This window comes from Microbacterium sp. NPDC087589 (genome assembly GCF_044743635.1).
Classification (GTDB): domain Bacteria; phylum Actinomycetota; class Actinomycetes; order Actinomycetales; family Microbacteriaceae; genus Microbacterium.
Genome location: NZ_JBIUWV010000009.1, coordinates 179488 through 195992, shown reverse-complemented (window position 1 = coordinate 195992; position 16505 = coordinate 179488). Strand labels below are relative to the sequence as shown.

Sequence of the window (16505 nt, the reverse complement as noted above, 5' to 3'; positions counted from 1 at the left end):
GAACGACGAGGCCCCGCCCTGCAGATGTCTGCCGGGTGGGGCCTCGTCGTCGGAGTGGGCGTCAGGGCTGCGGGCTGTGATCAGCCGCGCAGCGCCTCGCCCAGCTTGACCCGGCTGCCCATGCGCAGCAGCGAGTTCTCGTAGATCTTCGCGCCGATCATGATCGCCGCGACGCAGCTGGCCAGCAGGATCACGAGGCTGAGCAGCGGCTCCCACCACTGCGCTTCACCCACGAACAGCCGCATCGGCATGCCGACCGGAGCCGAGAACGGCACGTACGACATGATCGTCAGCACCAGCGGGTTGTCGTTGAAGAAGATGACCAGGATGTACGGCGCCATGATCAGCATCGTGATCGGTGTCGTGGTCGAGCCGATGTCCTCCTGACGCGACACCATCGAGGCGGCGGCGGCGAACAGCGCCGCGAGCAGGATGAACCCGAACAGGAAGAACACGGCGAACCAGATGATGGGGGCGCCGAGAGTCGACAGCACCTCGCGTTGACCGGTCGCTATGAGTCCTATCGTCGCGACCGCCGCCAGCGCCAGGATCTGCCCCATCGCGAGGATCGTGTTGCCGATCACCTTGCCGGCGAGCAGGGTGCGGGCAGAGATGGTCGACAGCAGGATCTCGACGACCCTGGTCTGCTTCTCTTCGACCACGCTCTGCGCGATCGTGCCGCCGAACGTCGCCGCGGCGCCCATGAAGACCGCGCCGAAGGCGATCGCGATGAAATACCGCAGCAGCGGGTTGGTGGTCGCCGGCTCCAGGATCTCGATGTCCGGCGCCTGCGAGAGCGCAGACACGAGCCCGGTCGGCGCATCTTTGAGGGCGACGATCGTGACCCCGGTCGGGCCCTCACCGGGTACGACGGCGGCATCGACCTTCTCGTCGCGCAGCAGCGCTTCGGCCTCGGCCTGATCGGTCACCTCGGTGATCTCCATGCCGGGCAGGGCCGACACGACGGATGCCGTCTCAGATGTCACGGCCACAGGCATCGCATCGGTGTTCTTGCTCGCGAACCCACCGATCACGATGGCGGCGAGGGCGAGGATCAGCAGGATGCCGGTGGAGATCAGGAAGGCCTTGCTGCGCAGCTTCGATCCGATCTCGCGCTCGGCGACGAGCCAGATCAGCGATGCCTGCGACGGCGAGCCGGTGGTGTTCGAGGTGCTCACTGGATGACCTCCTTGAAGATCTGGGCGAGGGACGGATGCTTGGGCGCGAAGCTCGCGACGTCGCCGCGTTCGACGGCCGTGCGCAGCACGCGCTGGGCGGTGTCGACGTCTTCGGCGTCGAACAGGGCGTAGCCGCCCTCGAAGTCGACCACGGTGACGCCGGGTTCGGCGCGCAGCCACCCGGCATCCCCTGCGGAGACCAGCTCGTATCGGTTGCCGGCGTGCTGTGCTCGCAGGCCGTCACGGGAGCCTGATGCGCGGATCGTGCCGCCGGCGAGGATCACGAGGTCGTCGCAGAGCCGCTCGACGACGTCGAGCTGGTGCGACGAGAACAGGATCGACGCGCCCTTCGCGGCGGATGCCTGCAGCACCGACGCGACGACGTCGACGGCGAGCGGGTCGAGACCGGAGAACGGTTCGTCGAGGATCAGCACCTCGGGGTCGTGCACGAGGGCTGCCGCGATCTGCGCGCGCTGCTGGTTGCCGAGTGACAGCGACTCGATCGTGTCGTTGAGACGCTCCTCGAGACCGAGCTCGGTGAGCAGGGAGGTCGCGCGTGCCGCGGCATCCGCTTTGCTCATGCCGTGCAGCCGGGCGAGGTACACGATCTGCTCGAGCACCTTCATCTTCGGATACAGGCCGCGCTCCTCGGGCATGTATCCGAAGAGGCGGCGGTCGGCGCTCGTGAGCGTGGTGCCGTCGAGTTCGACGCGTCCGCCGTCGGAGCCGAGCAGCCCGAGGACGATGCGCATGGTCGTGGTCTTGCCTGCGCCGTTGCCCCCGACGAACCCCGTGAGACGCCCGGGGGACACCTCGAACGAGACGTCGTCGAGCACGAGCCGAGAGCCGTAGCTCTTGGTGACGCCGGTGAGTACGAGCTTTCCTGTGGTCACTTCGACTTACTCCGTTCGCTCAGTTTTCGCTCAGTGCATCGCATACCCTCACGCTATGGCGCGGTGCTCGGCCTCGGCATCCCCCCTGTGGCGGACCTGCGAGTACCCCGCATGGGCGGTCGTCAGCCGTGCGGGGGAGAGCGAGGTGAGTGGGGGAGCGCGACGTGCTCAGCGCAGGAACAGCACCGAGAAGATCCCGATCGCGAACGGCGCCATCGTCACGACGAACGTGACCCCGAGGATGATCCCGACGATCAGCCAGGGACTGCGTCGCTTGAGTCGCTGACCGGGCGGGGCGACGCCGATGGGCGGAGGCGTCAGCATCCCCGTCGGAGCGGCGAACGGCAGCGCGGGTGCCCCGGCGGGCGACGGAGTCGGGGTTCCGTAGGCAGGCATAGGCGGATGCTGCGCTGCCACGCGCAGCCGGTCGTCGCGCCAACGCGCCCACTGATCGAGCTTCGTGAGCAGCGCCCCGACCGCGCCGAAGAGCCACGCCCAGGTCGCGGGGTCGAGCGTCGACACGTTGCGGCGTGCGTAGAGGAAGAGCCAGTCGTCGACGATCTCGACGTCGAGCTGGGCCGCATGGTCGATGAACCGCGCCATGACGTCGGGGGTGAACAGGTAGAGAGCGTCGACCTCGTACCCGGTCGGACAGTACAGCGAGAAGTACCGGTCGAAGTCGCCCTCGAGTGAGAGCCGCTGGTCGCTTCTGAACGCGGCCGCGAGAGTGCTGCCGAGGGTGTTGTTGCCGAGCGCGTCGAGCACGATGTTCGGCAGCGGCACGTCGAGCTTGACGGCGACGTATCCCCAGCGATGGGTCGTCGACTGCTTGCCGTTGCTGGTCGTGTACTGGTAGTTGCCGAACTCGACGAAGCGCGGTGCGGAGCCGCGCAGCACGTCGGTCGACATGCGGCTCGACCCCGACGAGAAGATCATGCCGGGCAGCGGTGGGTCGTCGATCCGCTCGATGTAGCTCATCGCGTTCGCCCCGGCGAATCGCGCGAGGCGGAACCGGGTGAGATTGCGCAGGCGGATGCTGCGGCGCACGAGCATCACGATGCCGATGACGACGCCGGCGAGCAGCATCAGTCCGAGCAGCGCGGCGACTGCGACCCCCGTCTCGCGCCCGATCGCGTAGCCCAGACCCAGGATCATGATCCCGATCACCGGCACGACGCACAGCAGCGCGAACCCGGCGGCCACCCACGCGATGATCCGGCCGGCCGTCGTGGGGTTGGCTCCGCGGTGCGCTCGGGCGAAGGCGTCGACCTCGGCGGGGTTCACCGGGTCGAGCAGTGCACGTGCATCGAAGTATCCGGCTGGCGCACCGCCAGACGGCGCAGGCGCAGGCGTGGGAACTGTCACGCGTCCACGGTAGCCGAGGGCGCCGTGCTCGCCGGTGTCAGTGTGCTCGCCGGTGCCAGTGTGCTCGCCGGTGTCAGCGGCGCCCGACATGCAGCACCGTGCGCACGACGAGGCCAGCGACGAGCGCCCAGAAGGCGGCGCTGACTCCCAGCACCGCGACGCCTGATGCCGCGACCAGAAAGGTCACGACCGCGGGGATGCGCTCGCCGGGGTCGTCGATCGCCTGCTGCACGGACGACCCGAAAGCGGCGAACAGCGCGAGGCCTGCCACCGCGGGGATCACGGCCTCGGGGGCCAGCAGCACCAGCGTCGCGAAGGCCGCCGAGAAGCCACCGAGCACCAGGTACGAGACTCCGGTCGAGACCCCGGCGACCCAGCGGCGCTTCGGATCGGGGTCGGCGTCGGGCGAGGCGGCGAGGGCGGCGCTGATCGCCGCGAGGTTGATGGCATGACCGCCGGCCGTCGCGCCGAGCGCGGTTCCGACACCCGTCACGAGCATCGCCGGGCGCCAGGGCACCTCGTAGCCGAAGCTGCGCATGATGGCGATGCCCGGCACGTTCTGCGAGGCCATCGTCACGATGAACAACGGCAGCGCCACACCGACGAGAGCACCGACGGTGAAGGTCGGGGCGGTGAGCCCGATCCGGGGCACGAGGAGCCCGGCGTCGACGGCCGAGCGCTCCTGGATCAGCGAGACGGCCACCACGACCGCCGCAGCGACGAACGCGAGCGGCACGGCCCATCGAGGCGCAAGGCGCGCGAAGACCAGCCACGTCAGGACGACGGGAACCACACCCCACGGGTTCGCCACGAGTCCGGTGATCGGCGCGAGGCACAGGGGCAGAAGCACTCCGGCGAGCATCGCCTGGGCGATCGACGGCGGGATGCGGGCGATCAGCGCACCGAGGGCCGGCCAGAGTGCCGTGAGCAGAATGAGCGCGGCCGCGACGAGGAACGCGCCGACGGCGGCCGACCATCCGCCGTCGACCACTCCGGTCGCGGCGAGCAGTGCGGCGCCGGGCGTCGACCAGGCGACGGTGATCGGCATCCGATACCGCCAGGCGAGCACGATGCAGGCGAGGCCCATCGTGAGACTGACGGCGAGCAGCCCACTCGCCGCCTGCGCGGGCGTCGCCCCCACGGCGCCGAGACCCGTGAGCACGACGGCGAACGAACTCGTGAAGCCGACCAGTGCGGTGACCACCCCGGCCAGGATCGGTCGAGAGAGCGGTGCGGCGGTCGTCATGGATCCGAGGGTATCGGGGACGGGGCTACGTGAGTCCCATGCGGTGCGCGAGGACGACGGCCTGCACGCGGTCTCGCGCGCCGAGCTTCTGCAGGATGCGCGAGACGTGGGTCTTCACGGTCGCCTCTCCGATGAACAGAGCTGCCGCGATCTCGGCGTTGCTGCGGGCGTCAGCCAACAGCACGAGCACCTCGGCCTCGCGGTCGGTGAGCGGTTCGGCGAGCACGGTCGCAGCGACCTGCGCCGACGCGACCTGCGACGGCGCGGGCGCGGATGTCGGCGCGGATGTCGGCGCGGAGGCCGTCGTGAACCGAGCCAGCACCCGGCGCGTGACCTCGGGCGCCAGCATCCCGTCACCCGCTGCGAGGGCGCGGACCGCCGCGATGAGGTCCTCCGCGCCGGCGTTCTTGAGCAGGAAGCCGCTCGCTCCGGCATCCAGCGCCTGGTAGAGGTAGTCGTCGCGATCGAACGTCGTCACGATCGCGATGGCCGCGCCGACCTGCGGGTCTGCGACGATCCGCCGGGTGGCTTCGATGCCGTCCATGTCGGGCATCTGCACGTCCATCGTGATGACGTCCGGGCGAAGAGCCGATGCCTGTGCCACCGCTTCGGCACCGGTCGCCGCCTCGCCGACCACCGTGATGTCGGGCTGCGTGTCGAGGATCGTCCGGAATCCGGCGCGCAGCATCGCGTGATCGTCGACGAGGAGGACTCGGATGGGTGCAGCGGTCTGGCTCATGAGGGGGTGCCCGTCTCGATCAGCGGCTCGGCCGGGCCTGTCGGCTCGATCTGCGTGTCGACTTGGCCGGTCAGCGGAACGCGAGCCCGCACGCGCAGCCCTCCCGCCGGACGCGGAGCGATGTCGAGCGTGCCCCCGGATGCCGCGGCGCGCTCGCGCATGCCGAGTTGGCCGAGCCCGGGGCGCAGAGCCGCCACGCCGCGGCCGGTGTTGACGATCTCGATCTCGACACCGGCGTCGTCGTAGCGCACGCGCACGTCGGCGGTGGCGCCGACGCCTGCGTGGCGGCGGGCGTTCGTGAGCGACTCCTGGGCGATGCGGTACAGGTTCACGGCGACGAGCGAGGGCACGGGCACCGGCTCACCGATCACGACGTAGTGCGTGGGCAGCCCCGCCTCCGTCGACGCCTCGGCGAGTGTGCGGATGTCCTCGAGCGTCACCGTCGACGCGACATCCGTCGTCTCGCCGCCAGGGGTGCGGAGGGTCTCGAGCAGCTGCCGCAGTTCGTGGATCGCATCACGCGCCGAGCCTTCGATCCCGGTGAGGATGCTCTTGGATTTCTCGGGGTCCTGATCGATCACGAGACGCGCGGCGCCCGCCTGCACACCCATCACCGACACGTGATGGGCGACCACGTCATGCAGCTCTCGGGCGATGCGCACGCGGTCGAGCGCGACGGCCTGTGCTGCCGTCACCTCACGCTCCCGCTCGAGCTCCACCGTGCGCTGCTCGAGCACCGCGCGCTCCTGTGCGGCATGCCACGAGCGCTCGCCGAAGTAGTAGGCGCCGCCGAAGTACAGCACGTTCAGCAGCAGCTGGATGAGCATGAAGGCGAGGTAGGGCGAGAGGAGACCTGCCGCGACCTCGGCCTTGTCGGCCTCTTCGATGGCCTGCCGGTACATCGTGATGATCAGCCACACGAACATGCCGACGATGATCGAGACGCGCACGATCATGGCCGCTCTGCGGTTGTTCATCCATGCGCCCACCGTGTACAGCGAGACGAACATGGCGATGTTGCCGACGTAGATCTCGGGCACTTGGAACGAGATCGCGAGGAAGTACGCCACGGAGATGGCGATCGCGACCGGAGCCGGCCAGCGCCGACGCACAGCGAGAGGTGCGGTGACCGCCAGTGCGTAGACCAGCGCCGTCCACGGCTCGGCCCTGGTGTCGCCGTAGATCTCGGCCACCGTCGAGAGCGCCGCGCTGAGGACCGCTCCGACGAACATCACCGCAGCGAGCACGAGGTCACCGCGCTTCTCGCGGACGCTGGGGATGCGGGTGGACGGCGCTGCGGGCATCCCCCCACCGTAGGGCCGGGGCGGATGCGGCGGCATCCCCCGCACGGGGGATCGTGCTGTCTCGGATGTGCGGGAAGCCTTGACGGGGCGGCGATCTTTCGCGAGCATGCTTGCGACGGCATCGACAGAGGAGTCATCGTGACCGAGATCTTCGTCAACCTGCCCACCGGCGATCTCGCCTGAGGGGGTGCCCCATGACCGGACGCATCCTGATCGACCTGTTCATGACCCTCGACGGCGTCGCGCAGGGGCCGGGTGGCACCGACGAGGACCCCTCCGGAGGGTTCGAGTTCAGCGGCTGGCAGGCCGGGTACCCGTCCTCGGGCATGGGGGAGACCGTCTCGAAGGGGATGCAGGGCCTCGACGCGCTGTTGCTCGGGCGCCGTACGTACGACATCTTCGCGTCGTACTGGCCGCATCACACCGACGGCCCGTCGGGGGAGATCGGCCGGCTCTTCGACCGGGTGCCGAAGTATGTGGCTTCGCGGAACGCCGACATCGCGCTCGCGTGGCGGAACAGTCGCCGCGTCGGCGGTGATCTCATCGCCGAGATCGCCGAACTGCGGGCGCAGCACGTCGAGGTGCACGTGATCGGCAGCATCGACTTCGTGCACTCGCTGCTCGCCAAGGGGCTGTTCGACGAATTCAACCTTTGGGTGTATCCGATCCTGCTCGGCACGGGCAAGAAGGTCTTCGACGACGGGGCGAAGCCGTCGGTGCTGCGGCTGCTCGAGCCGCCGGTCGTCGACGAGAGCGGTGTGATGCTGCTGCGCTACGGCCGCACGGATCTGGTGCCGGAGGTCGGGACGTTCGAGGACTGAATCGGCGGCGGGGAAACGTCGGCAGATCAGCCGAGCATCCGCTCGATCACCCTCGCCACCCCGTCGTCGTCGTTCGATGCGGCGGTCTCGTCGGCGGCATCCTGCACGACATCGTCTGCACCGGCCATCGCGACGCCGCGGCCGGCCCAGCGCAGCATCTCGACGTCGTTCAGGGCGTCGCCGAAGGCGATGACGTCGCGGCGTTCGATCTCGAGGTGCTCGCAGAGGCGAGCCAGTCCCGTGGCCTTGGTGACGCCCTCGGCCATGACCTCGAGGAACGGGGCACCCGAGAGCGTCGCCTCGAAACCGGTGAGTCCGAGCGCGCACAGCGCGTCGAACAGTGCCGTCGGGGCGAGCTCGGGATGCCGGATCACCAGCTTGAGACTGGGTGCCGCGAGCACGTGGTCGAGCTCGACGCCGCCCATCGTGCGCGGATCGCGCTTGTGGTCGGCGAGGGCGGCGATCTCGGCGTAGCCGTGCTGGGCGACGAACGTCTCTCCGCCCTCGCGCACGCTCGCGAACAGCAGCCCGGGGATGCTGGCGCGCAGCGCCTCGGCCAGGGTGCGGATCGTCTCTGTCGGAAGCTCTTCGGCGAACAGCATCCGTCCGTCGACGAGGTGCGTCGCATAGGCGCCGTTGCTGCACAGCGCCCAACCGTCGAACCCCGCATCACCTGCGAGCGCACGCAGTCCGATCGGCTGACGGGCCGTCACAGGGACGACATGGATGCCGCGGGCCCGCGCCGCGTCGAGTGCCGCTCGGGTGCGCCGGGTGACCGACGACGAGGAGTCGAGCAGGGTTCCGTCGAGGTCAGTCGCGATCAGTCGGAGCGTCACGTCGTCGGATCCCTGAGCTCGTCGAAGGGTCAGGAGAAGATCATCGGCAGGTCGTCGTCGTCTTCGGCGGCGCCGCCGAGGTCGAACTCGACGACCACCGGGACGTGGTCGCTGGGCTGTTCGCCCTTGCGCTCGTCGCGGTGGATGGATGCGCCCGTGACGGCATCCGCCAGCGTCTTCGAACCGAGGACGAAGTCGATGCGGACGCCCTCGTTGCGCGGGAACTTCAGGCGCTGGTAGTCCCAGTAGGTGAAGCCCTCGGGGATCAGCGGGCGCACGACGTCGGTGACTCCCGCGTCGCTGAACGCGAAGAAGGCCTCACGTTCCTGCGGCGAGACGTGCGTCGAGACACCCTCGACGATGTCGGGGTCGCCGTTGTCGGCGTCGAACGGGATGATGTTGAAGTCGCCCACCAGAGCGAGCGGCAGATCGGGGCTCGCCGCGAGCTCTGCCGCGGTCGACTGCTTGAGAGCCTCGAGCCAGTGCAGCTTGTAGGCGTAGTGCGGGTCGTCGAGCGAGCGGCCGTTCGGCACGTACAGGCTCCACACGCGCACGCCGTCGACGAGCACTCCGAGGGCGCGGGCCTCGAGTGGAGCATCCGGCCCCTCATGGCCCTTGGCGAAGCCCGGCATGCCCTCGAAAGCAGTGCGCACGTCGGTGATCGGCAGCCTGCTCGCGATCGCGACGCCGTTCCACTGATTCAGGCCGTGCACCTCGACGTGGTAGCCGGCTTCTTCGAACGGCCCGTAGGGGAACTGCTCGGGCTTGCACTTGATCTCCTGCATCGCCAGCACGTCGATGTCCTCACGGACGGCGAACTCGACGGTGCGGGTGACGCGAGTGCGGATGGAGTTGACGTTCCAGGTGGCCAAGCGCATGCGTCAAGCCTAGGGCCCACCTCCTACACTGGATGCCGTGACCGCACTCGACGCAGACCGCCAGACCCTCCTCGACCTGATCAAGGATGAGGCGGTGTTCCACGGAGACTTCACCCTCTCGAGCGGCAAGAAGGCGACGTACTACGTCGACATGCGCAAGCTCACCCTCGACCACCGCGCCGCACCCGCGATCGGTCGCATCATGCTCGACCTGATCGGTGACCTCGACGTCGTGGCCGTCGGGGGGCTGACGCTCGGCGCCGACCCGATCGCCAACTCGGTGCTGCACGCGTCCGTGGCAGCCGACAAGCCGCTCGACGCGTTCGTCGTGCGCAAGGAGCCGAAGGACCACGGCCGCGGTCGCCAGATCGAGGGTGCCGACGTCAAGGGCAAGCGCGTCGTGGTGCTCGAAGACACGTCGACCACCGGCCAGTCCGCGCTCAAAGCCGTCGAGGCGCTGCGCAAGGAGGGCGCCGAGATCGTCGCCGTCGCGGTGATCGTCGACCGCAAGACCGGGGCGCAGGCCGCGATCGAAGCCGAGGGCCTCGAATGGCGTGCCGCCTTCGACCTCGACGACCTCGGGCTCGACCCGCAGTGACCCGCTACGCCCTGGCCGTCGACGTCGGCGGCACCAAGATGGAGGCCGCGCTCGTGGACGAGCGTGGCGGGCTGGTCGAGGGCAGCCGCTCGCGGCAGGCGACCGGGCGCCAGGCGACGCTCGAGTCGCTGAACGACGCGGTGATCGCGATCGTCACCCACGCTCTGGCCGCTCTCCCCGCTGGCGCGGAACTCGTCGGTGCGGGAGCGGGCAGTGCAGGCCCCATCGACCGTGCCGCCGGAGCGATCATGCCGGTGAACATGCCGCTCGCGCGGGGCTTCGGCCTCGCCGAGTCCGTGCGCTCAGCGGCATCCGCTGCGCTCGGCCGCGAGGTCCCGACGACTCTCGGTCACGACGGCGGTGCGCTCGCGCTCGCCGAGTCGTGGCTCGGTGCCACGCAGGATGCCGGTGCCTCACTGTCGATCGTCGTCTCGACTGGAGTCGGTGGAGGGTTCGTCGTCAACGGCGCGTACATTCCCGGCGCCACCGGCAATGCCGGTCACCTGGGCCAGGTGCGCCGAGAAGGCGGACTCACACTCGAGGAGATCGCCTCCGGCCCGGCGAGTGCCGCCTGGGCGCAGCAACAGGGCTGGACCGGATCGACCGGCGAGGACCTGGCACGGGATGCCGCCGCCGGAGACTCCGTCGCCCGTGCGGCCATCGAGCGGTCGGCGAAGGCGGTCGGAGAAGCGCTGGCCGATGCCGCGACCCTCGTCGACCTCGACATGGTCGCGATCGGCGGCGGATTCTCGCGGGTCTCGACGGACTACATCGACCTCGTGCAGCAGGCCCTCACCGCGAGCGCCGCGCACGAGTACTCGCGCCGCACTCGGGTCGTGCGCTCGGGCCTCGGCGACGAGGGGCCGCTCATCGGCGCCGCGGCACTCGTTCTGCGCTGACGTCCGCTTTCGTTCGCAGCAGGGCGGGGCAGGTCAGCGCGACGCGACGATGAGGTGACGCTGTGGCCCTTCGAGTCGGGCCATCGCGATCTTGAGATCGGTCGTGTCGACCGCGATCGCGTCGATCCTCGCGCCGAGCGACTTCTCGACTCCGTCGATGCGTGCGGTGAGTTTCTGTTCCACTCCGTCGATTCGGGCGCCGAGCGATTTCTCGACGTCGGCGAGGTCGGTTCGCACGCTATCGATGCGGGCGCCGAGTCTCTCTTCGACGCCGTCGGATCTGCGGATGCACCAGGCGAAGCCCGCAAACATGGCGCCGCCCAGACCCAGCAGCAGGCCGACTGCGCTGAGGACGATCGCGATGGTCTCTGCGGACACGAACATGCTCCCATTCTGGGGGTGGTGGGCGGGTCTCGCAGAATGCTACGCACCCGTCGAGCGGAGACTGCGGAATTTCGGGTCATTCATCGAACGGTGTGAAGAACGCGGCCCAGAAAGTGATCGTGCAGAAGAGCATCAGCTTTCCGTTCGCCTCCCTAACAAAACAGCTCTACGCTCGTATCAGGCGACGGAAGGAACACGCATGCGGGTACTCGGACTGCTCTCGGGCACCTCTCACGACGGCATCGACGTCACGGTCGTGGATTTCGAGGAGAGCGACGGCGCACTGCGCGGCACCGTGCTGCACGAGGACAGCATCCCCTACGTGCCCGAGCTGCGAGCCCGCCTGGTCGCTGCGCTGCCTCCCGCTCCCACGACGCTGGCCGAGGTCTGCGAGCTCGACACTCTGATCGGGCAGGCCTTCGCCGAGGTCGCGGCCGCAGCATCCGACGCGGTCGGGGGAGTGGATGCCGTGTGCACCCACGGTCAGACCGTGTTCCACTGGGTCGCCGACGGACACGCGCTCGGCACCCTGCAGATCGGCCAGCCGGCCTGGATCGCCGAGCGGGTGGGCGCGCCGGTCGTGTCGGACGTGCGCATCCGCGACATCACCGCCGGCGGACACGGCGCACCGCTCGTGTCGTTCCTCGATGAGCTGCTGCTGCGCGGGCGCGCGGGAGTCTCGGCGGCCGTCAACCTCGGCGGCATCGCGAACATGACCGTCGTGGGCCCCGACGGGCTCTCGGCGTATGACATCGGTCCGGCGAACGCACTGGTCGATGCTGTCGTCGTGGCGGAGGGGCTGAACGCGCGCGGGTACGACGCGGATGCGGCCATCGCGCGCACCGGAACGGTCGACGACGCGCTGCTGACCGCGCTCCTCGCCGACCCGTACTACGCACTCCCCGCCCCGAAGAGCACGGGCAAGGAGCACTTCCACCTCGATTACGTGCGTGCCCACGTCGACAGGGTGCAGCCCGACATCGCGGCGGCAGACCTCGTGCGCACGCTCGCCGAGCTCACCGTCCGCACGGTGGCGCAGGACGTGCGTGCCGCCGGCATCCGCTTCCTCGCTGTCTCTGGCGGCGGATGCCACAACCCGCTCATCATGCAGGGACTGCGCGATGCGCTCCCCGACGTCGAGGTGGTCCTCGCAGACGAACTCGGCGCCCCGGTCGACAGCAAGGAGGCGATCCTGTTCGCCCTGATCGGGTGGTGCACGATGCACGGAGTTGCGGCGGTGACGCCCGGTGGCACAGGAGCTCGCGAGTCGAGGATCCTCGGAACGATCACACCGGGCGCAGGTCCGCTGCGCATGCCGGAGCCTGTGGATCGAGTGCGCAGCCTGACACTGCGCTGATCGAGAGGTCGGCGGCGCTCAGCGCTTGCGGTCGTCGTCGTCCCAGGGGCCTTCCCACCAACCGGCGCGGCCGTCTCCCTCGCTCCCGCCGCGGCGACGCGAGCGGACGAACTGCACGATGAAGACGGTGAGCGAGCTGAGCAGGATCACGAAGATCACCAGGAACAGCAGGTCGGACTGGTTCATGGGCGCTTCCCTTCGGCGGCATCGGCCACGATCTTCGCGATCCGAGCGGATCGCGTCTCTGCACGCTTGGCCATCGCGATCTGGGTCAGGCCGAACTTCTTGACCGACTTCGGGAAGGCGTCCCAGTTGGCTCGTGCGACGGGCACGGCATCGAGCGCCTCGGTCAGCTCCGGCGGTTCGATACCCGCCTCCGGGCCGTCGAGCAGCGTCCACGACCCGTCGGCCTTGGCGGTCTCGAGCACGCGGATGCCGGCGGGCGCGAGCAGCCCGGCGGCCTCGAGGTCGACCAGCCGCGCCTTGTTGGTCGCCGCCCACCCGCTGCCGCGACGTCGCGGCGAGAACCACTGGCCCACCGTCTCGTCGTCGAACGTGCGCACGGGGCCGTCGATCCATCCGAAGCAGAGGGCCTGACGCACGGCGTCGTCGTATCCGACCCTGCCGACGTTCTGGCCGCGCACGCTCAACAGCCAGACGCCGGAGGTGCGCTCGTGATGCTCCTCGAGCCAGGCGCGCCAGGCGACCGCATCCGCTGCGACGACCCGCTCTCCTTCGTCGAGCGTGCCCACGTCAGTCCTCGTCGAGCGTCGGGATCGACTCGGTGACGGTCGGCAGCAGATCGGCGACCGAATCGACGATCTCGTCGGGGCGGAACGGATACTTCTCGACCTCGGCCTCGTCGCTGATTCCGGTCATCACGAGCACGGTGTGCAGCCCCGCCTCGATGCCGGCGATGATGTCGGTGTCCATGCGGTCGCCGATCATTCCGGTCTTCTTCGAGTGTGCGCCGATCTTGTTGAGCGCCGAGCGGAACATCATCGGGTTCGGCTTGCCGACGACATACGGCTCTTTGCCCGTGGCCTTGGTGATCAGGGCGGCGATCGCGCCCGTCGCGGGCATGACGCCGTCGGCCGAGGGGCCGGTGGCGTCGGGGTTCGTGACGATGAAGCGCGCGCCCTTGATGATGAGGCGGATCGCCTTGGTGATCGCCTCGAACGAGTAGTTGCGTGTCTCGCCGACGACCACGAAATCGGGATTCGTCTCGGTCATGATGAAGCCGGCCTCGTGCAGGGCCGTGAGGATGCCCGCCTCGCCGATCACGAACGCCGAGCCTCCGGGCAGCTGCTGCGCGAGGAAGTCGGCCGTCGCGAGTGCCGAGGTCCAGATCCGCTCCTCGGGCACGATGAGTCCGCTGGCGCGAAGGCGGGCCGACAGGTCACGAGCCGTGAAGATCGAGTTGTTCGTCAGCACTAGGTAGGGGATCTCGTTCTGCTCCCACCCTGCCAGCAGCTCGGATGCCCCGGGGATGGCGTCGTTCTCATGAACGAGCACGCCGTCCATGTCGGTCAGCCAGCATTCGATGTTGTCGCGGTGTGCCATGTGCCCAGCCTATGGGGCGGCGGTCACGGGCAGGTGTCAGGTTCTGACGAGGTTCTCAGGCGCGCGCCCAGGCGGCCAGGCCGGCGATCAGCGCGCGCAGGCCGATGCGGAACGTCTCGGTCGCAGGCTCTGCGGCGGCGGACGCGCGCAGTCGCTCCGCCTCCGCGTATCGAGGGAACTCCTCGGCGAACGCTCCGGGTGACATGTTGTCTCGAGGCGCGAGCGCGTCGAGGGCCGAGCCGATGATGAACGATTCCAGGGCGACGATCGTGTCGAGGATCTTCGCCTCGTGCCACCCCGCCGAGAGCAGGCGTACGGTGACGGCCTCATACTGCACGAACGATTCCCTGTCGGCGTCGATCGGCAGCGTGGCCAGCAGTGTGATGGCGCCGGGGGCGGTCAGCAGTGCCTCGCGGTAGCTGGACGCCCAGCCGACCAGAGCCTCTTCCGTGTCTTCCCTGTCCAGAGGGGCGAGGTCGGTGAGGGTGCCGATGCGTCCTCGCATGGCCCGCACGACCGCGTCGCGGTTCGCATAGTGGTGATAGAGGGCCGAGGGGCGCACGCCGAGGGACTGCGCCAATGCAGTCATCGTGAACTGGGCGGGTCCGCGCGACGCCGCGACGCGAAAAGCGGCTCTGAGGATCCTCTCCTCGGTGAGGACGGTGGCGCTCGGGCGACCGGCGCCTCTGTGCTGCTTTGTCATGGTTCCGTTCTCTGCTACTTTATTGAAACTTATTCAATTAAGAGCTCTCGTCCCGGAGAACCCCTTGACCATTGTCACTGCAGACGTGATCATCACGGGTGCACGGATCATCACCATGGATCCGCGTCGCCCGCTCGCTTCCGCGCTCGCCATCCGAGATGGTCGGGTGCTCGCCGTCGGCGACGACTCCACGGTGGCGGAGTGGCGCGGGCCGTCGACCGAGGTGCGCGAGCATCGCGGCGCGACGATCACCCCCGGACTGATCGACGCGCACCTGCACCCGATCCAAGGGCTCGAGCTCACCGTCGGCGCCGACCTGGGCGGCATCACCGAGGCGAGCGCGCTGCTCGGGGCTCTGCGCGCCGAGGCCGACCGCGCACTCCGCGAAGACGCCGATCCGTGGGTGCGCGGCTGGAACCTCGACTACGACGTCTTTCACGAGCTCCCGTGCACGGCGGCGGCGATCCAGCGAGCCGTGCGCGGTCTTCCCGCGCTCCTGGTGATGTACGACGGGCATACGGCGCTCGCGAGTCACGCCGGGCTCGAACGCGGCGGCATCACGCGGGCGCACGCGTTCGCCGACAACTCGGTCATCGTCGTGGACGCCGACGGCGTCCCGACCGGTGAGCTCCGCGAGATGTCGGCGTACGAGCCGGTGCGCCTCGCCGCCCCGGCGCTCACCCGCGAGCAGACCCTCGACGCGACCCACACGCTGCTGCGCGGTCTCGGCAGCTCGGGTCTCACCGGCGGATGCATCATGGACGGCTCGCGCAGCACGCTCGAGCTGCTGCGTGACCTCGAGGACACGGGTCGACTCCCGATCCGCATCGTGTCGGCAGTCGACCACGAGCCCTCGTTCGATCGTGAGCGGATGGCCCAGAACGTCGCCCTCCGTGGCATCGGTGGCGAGCGGTGGCGGGGCGGCCTCGTGAAGCTCTACGCCGATGGCGTCGTCGAGACCGGCACGGCCTGGCTCAAGGAGCCGGATGCCGAGGGTGAGGGGCTCGAGCCGTTCTGGAAGGATCACGACGCCTACATCCGCACCGTCCGCGAGTACGCGGATGCCGGGTTCCAGGTCGCGACGCACGCCATCGGCGACCGCGCCGTCGCCGCTGCCGTGGACGCCTACCTGCTCGCGGGGGTGCGGTCTGCGAACGGCGCACCGCATCGGATCGAGCACCTCGAGACGACGGATGACGTGGATCTCGCCCGGATCGCGGCGGCAGGCATCACGGCCTCGATGCAGCCGCTGCATCTGCAATGGCGCAAGGCGGGTGCCGTCGATGACTGGGCGCGTCGTCTGGGTCCGCAGCGCACCGCCCATGCCTGGCGTGTTCGTGACTTCTGGGATGCCGGAGCGCCTGTCGCGCTCGGTTCGGACTGGCCGATCGCGCAGAACGACGCGAGGATCGGCCTCGCCTGGGCGATGCTTCGGCGACAGCCCGGCGATCCGGATGCGCCTGTCTTCGAGCCGGATCAGCGCCTCACCTCCTACCAGGCGCTGCACGGCTACACGGTCGGAGCCGCGACGGCCCAGGGCGATGCCGACCTCGGGCGGCTCGCGACCGGATTCCGCGCGGACTACGCCGTGTGGGAGGCCGACCCTCTTCGCGTCACCGCCGACGAGCTCGTGCAGGTTCCCGTCTCCGAGACCGCCGTCGACGGCCGCATCCTCTGACTCCGCTTCACCCGACCCGCTTCACCCGACCCGCTCCACCCGACCCCACCCTGCCCGACCTGA

The 16505-nt window shown here is 69.3% G+C and carries 18 protein-coding genes; 5 read left to right on the top strand and 13 right to left on the bottom strand.

The window, feature by feature from the left end:
- Window positions 1-80 precede the first annotated feature (80 nt).
- The 6 genes from ACIOU8_RS17735 to ACIOU8_RS17710 form a co-directional block, all read right to left on the bottom strand.
- A complete protein-coding gene (locus ACIOU8_RS17735) occupies window positions 81-1178 on the bottom strand; it encodes an ABC transporter permease (protein ID WP_400792385.1) in 1098 nt (365 codons plus the stop codon).
- Window positions 1175-2071, bottom strand: a complete 897-nt coding sequence (locus ACIOU8_RS17730; protein WP_400792382.1) for an ABC transporter ATP-binding protein — start codon at window positions 2069-2071, stop codon at window positions 1175-1177. The genes ACIOU8_RS17735 and ACIOU8_RS17730 overlap by 4 nt, the downstream gene beginning before the upstream one ends.
- Before the next feature lie 168 nt (window positions 2072-2239).
- Complete coding sequence (locus ACIOU8_RS17725; protein WP_400792379.1) at window positions 2240-3436, bottom strand: hypothetical protein; 1197 nt, start codon at window positions 3434-3436, stop codon at window positions 2240-2242.
- A 73-nt stretch (window positions 3437-3509) separates the two neighbouring features.
- Window positions 3510-4682, bottom strand: a complete 1173-nt coding sequence (locus tag ACIOU8_RS17720) for a benzoate/H(+) symporter BenE family transporter (RefSeq protein WP_400792377.1) — start codon at window positions 4680-4682, stop codon at window positions 3510-3512.
- A gap of 25 nt (window positions 4683-4707) precedes the next feature.
- Window positions 4708-5421: a response regulator gene (locus ACIOU8_RS17715; protein ID WP_400792374.1), complete on the bottom strand. Its 714-nt coding sequence runs from the start codon at window positions 5419-5421 to the stop codon at window positions 4708-4710.
- Window positions 5418-6725 carry a sensor histidine kinase gene (locus ACIOU8_RS17710; RefSeq protein WP_400792371.1) on the bottom strand — a complete coding sequence of 436 codons (1308 nt, stop codon included), beginning with the start codon at window positions 6723-6725 and terminating at the stop codon, window positions 5418-5420. Before ACIOU8_RS17710 ends, ACIOU8_RS17715 begins: the two co-directional genes overlap by 4 nt.
- Before the next feature lie 194 nt (window positions 6726-6919).
- On the opposite strand from ACIOU8_RS17710, the gene ACIOU8_RS17705 reads away from it, so the two are divergent.
- The gene (locus ACIOU8_RS17705; protein WP_400792368.1) at window positions 6920-7546 is read left to right on the top strand and encodes a dihydrofolate reductase family protein; all 627 of its coding nucleotides are present in this window, start codon (window positions 6920-6922) and stop codon (window positions 7544-7546) included.
- Window positions 7547-7572: 26 nt separating this feature from the next.
- Here ACIOU8_RS17705 and ACIOU8_RS17700 read toward each other — a convergent pair whose 3' ends face one another.
- Window positions 7573-8382: a Cof-type HAD-IIB family hydrolase gene (locus ACIOU8_RS17700; RefSeq protein ID WP_400792365.1), complete on the bottom strand. Its 810-nt coding sequence runs from the start codon at window positions 8380-8382 to the stop codon at window positions 7573-7575.
- A 29-nt stretch (window positions 8383-8411) separates the two neighbouring features.
- Entirely contained in the window at window positions 8412-9260 is an 849-nt protein-coding gene (locus tag ACIOU8_RS17695; protein ID WP_400792363.1) for an exodeoxyribonuclease III, read from the bottom strand.
- A gap of 37 nt (window positions 9261-9297) precedes the next feature.
- Here ACIOU8_RS17695 and pyrE point away from each other — a divergent pair, with 37 nt between their 5' ends.
- Both pyrE and ACIOU8_RS17685 read left to right on the top strand, forming a co-directional pair.
- Window positions 9298-9858 (top strand): orotate phosphoribosyltransferase, encoded by a 561-nt coding sequence (gene pyrE, locus ACIOU8_RS17690; protein ID WP_042541265.1) that lies wholly within the window; start codon window positions 9298-9300, stop codon window positions 9856-9858.
- Window positions 9855-10757, top strand: a complete 903-nt coding sequence (locus tag ACIOU8_RS17685) for an ROK family protein (RefSeq protein WP_400792360.1) — start codon at window positions 9855-9857, stop codon at window positions 10755-10757. The genes pyrE and ACIOU8_RS17685 overlap by 4 nt, the downstream gene beginning before the upstream one ends.
- Window positions 10758-10790: 33 nt before the next feature.
- Here the strand turns inward: ACIOU8_RS17685 and ACIOU8_RS17680 are convergent, their stop codons facing one another.
- Window positions 10791-11141, bottom strand: coding sequence for a hypothetical protein (locus tag ACIOU8_RS17680; protein WP_290163902.1), 351 nt, complete (start codon window positions 11139-11141; stop codon window positions 10791-10793).
- A 199-nt stretch (window positions 11142-11340) separates the two neighbouring features.
- On the opposite strand from ACIOU8_RS17680, the gene ACIOU8_RS17675 reads away from it, so the two are divergent.
- A complete protein-coding gene (locus ACIOU8_RS17675; RefSeq protein ID WP_400792356.1) occupies window positions 11341-12498 on the top strand; it encodes an anhydro-N-acetylmuramic acid kinase in 1158 nt (385 codons plus the stop codon).
- 18 nt (window positions 12499-12516) lie between these two features.
- Here ACIOU8_RS17675 and ACIOU8_RS17670 read toward each other — a convergent pair whose 3' ends face one another.
- Genes ACIOU8_RS17670 through ACIOU8_RS17655 form a run of 4 tightly spaced genes read right to left on the bottom strand, consistent with a single transcriptional unit; the run spans window position 12517 to window position 14764 of the window.
- Window positions 12517-12684, bottom strand: a complete 168-nt coding sequence (locus ACIOU8_RS17670; RefSeq protein WP_181164251.1) for a hypothetical protein — start codon at window positions 12682-12684, stop codon at window positions 12517-12519.
- Complete coding sequence (locus tag ACIOU8_RS17665; protein WP_400792352.1) at window positions 12681-13250, bottom strand: YdeI family protein; 570 nt, start codon at window positions 13248-13250, stop codon at window positions 12681-12683. Before ACIOU8_RS17665 ends, ACIOU8_RS17670 begins: the two co-directional genes overlap by 4 nt.
- Window position 13251: 1 nt before the next feature.
- Window positions 13252-14061 (bottom strand): HAD-IIA family hydrolase, encoded by an 810-nt coding sequence (locus ACIOU8_RS17660; RefSeq protein WP_042541273.1) that lies wholly within the window; start codon window positions 14059-14061, stop codon window positions 13252-13254.
- Between the two features lie 55 nt (window positions 14062-14116).
- Entirely contained in the window at window positions 14117-14764 is a 648-nt protein-coding gene (locus ACIOU8_RS17655) for a TetR/AcrR family transcriptional regulator (RefSeq protein WP_400792350.1), read from the bottom strand.
- 64 nt (window positions 14765-14828) lie between these two features.
- Here ACIOU8_RS17655 and ACIOU8_RS17650 point away from each other — a divergent pair, with 64 nt between their 5' ends.
- A complete protein-coding gene (locus ACIOU8_RS17650) occupies window positions 14829-16442 on the top strand; it encodes an amidohydrolase (protein ID WP_400792347.1) in 1614 nt (537 codons plus the stop codon).
- Window positions 16443-16505 lie beyond the last annotated feature (63 nt).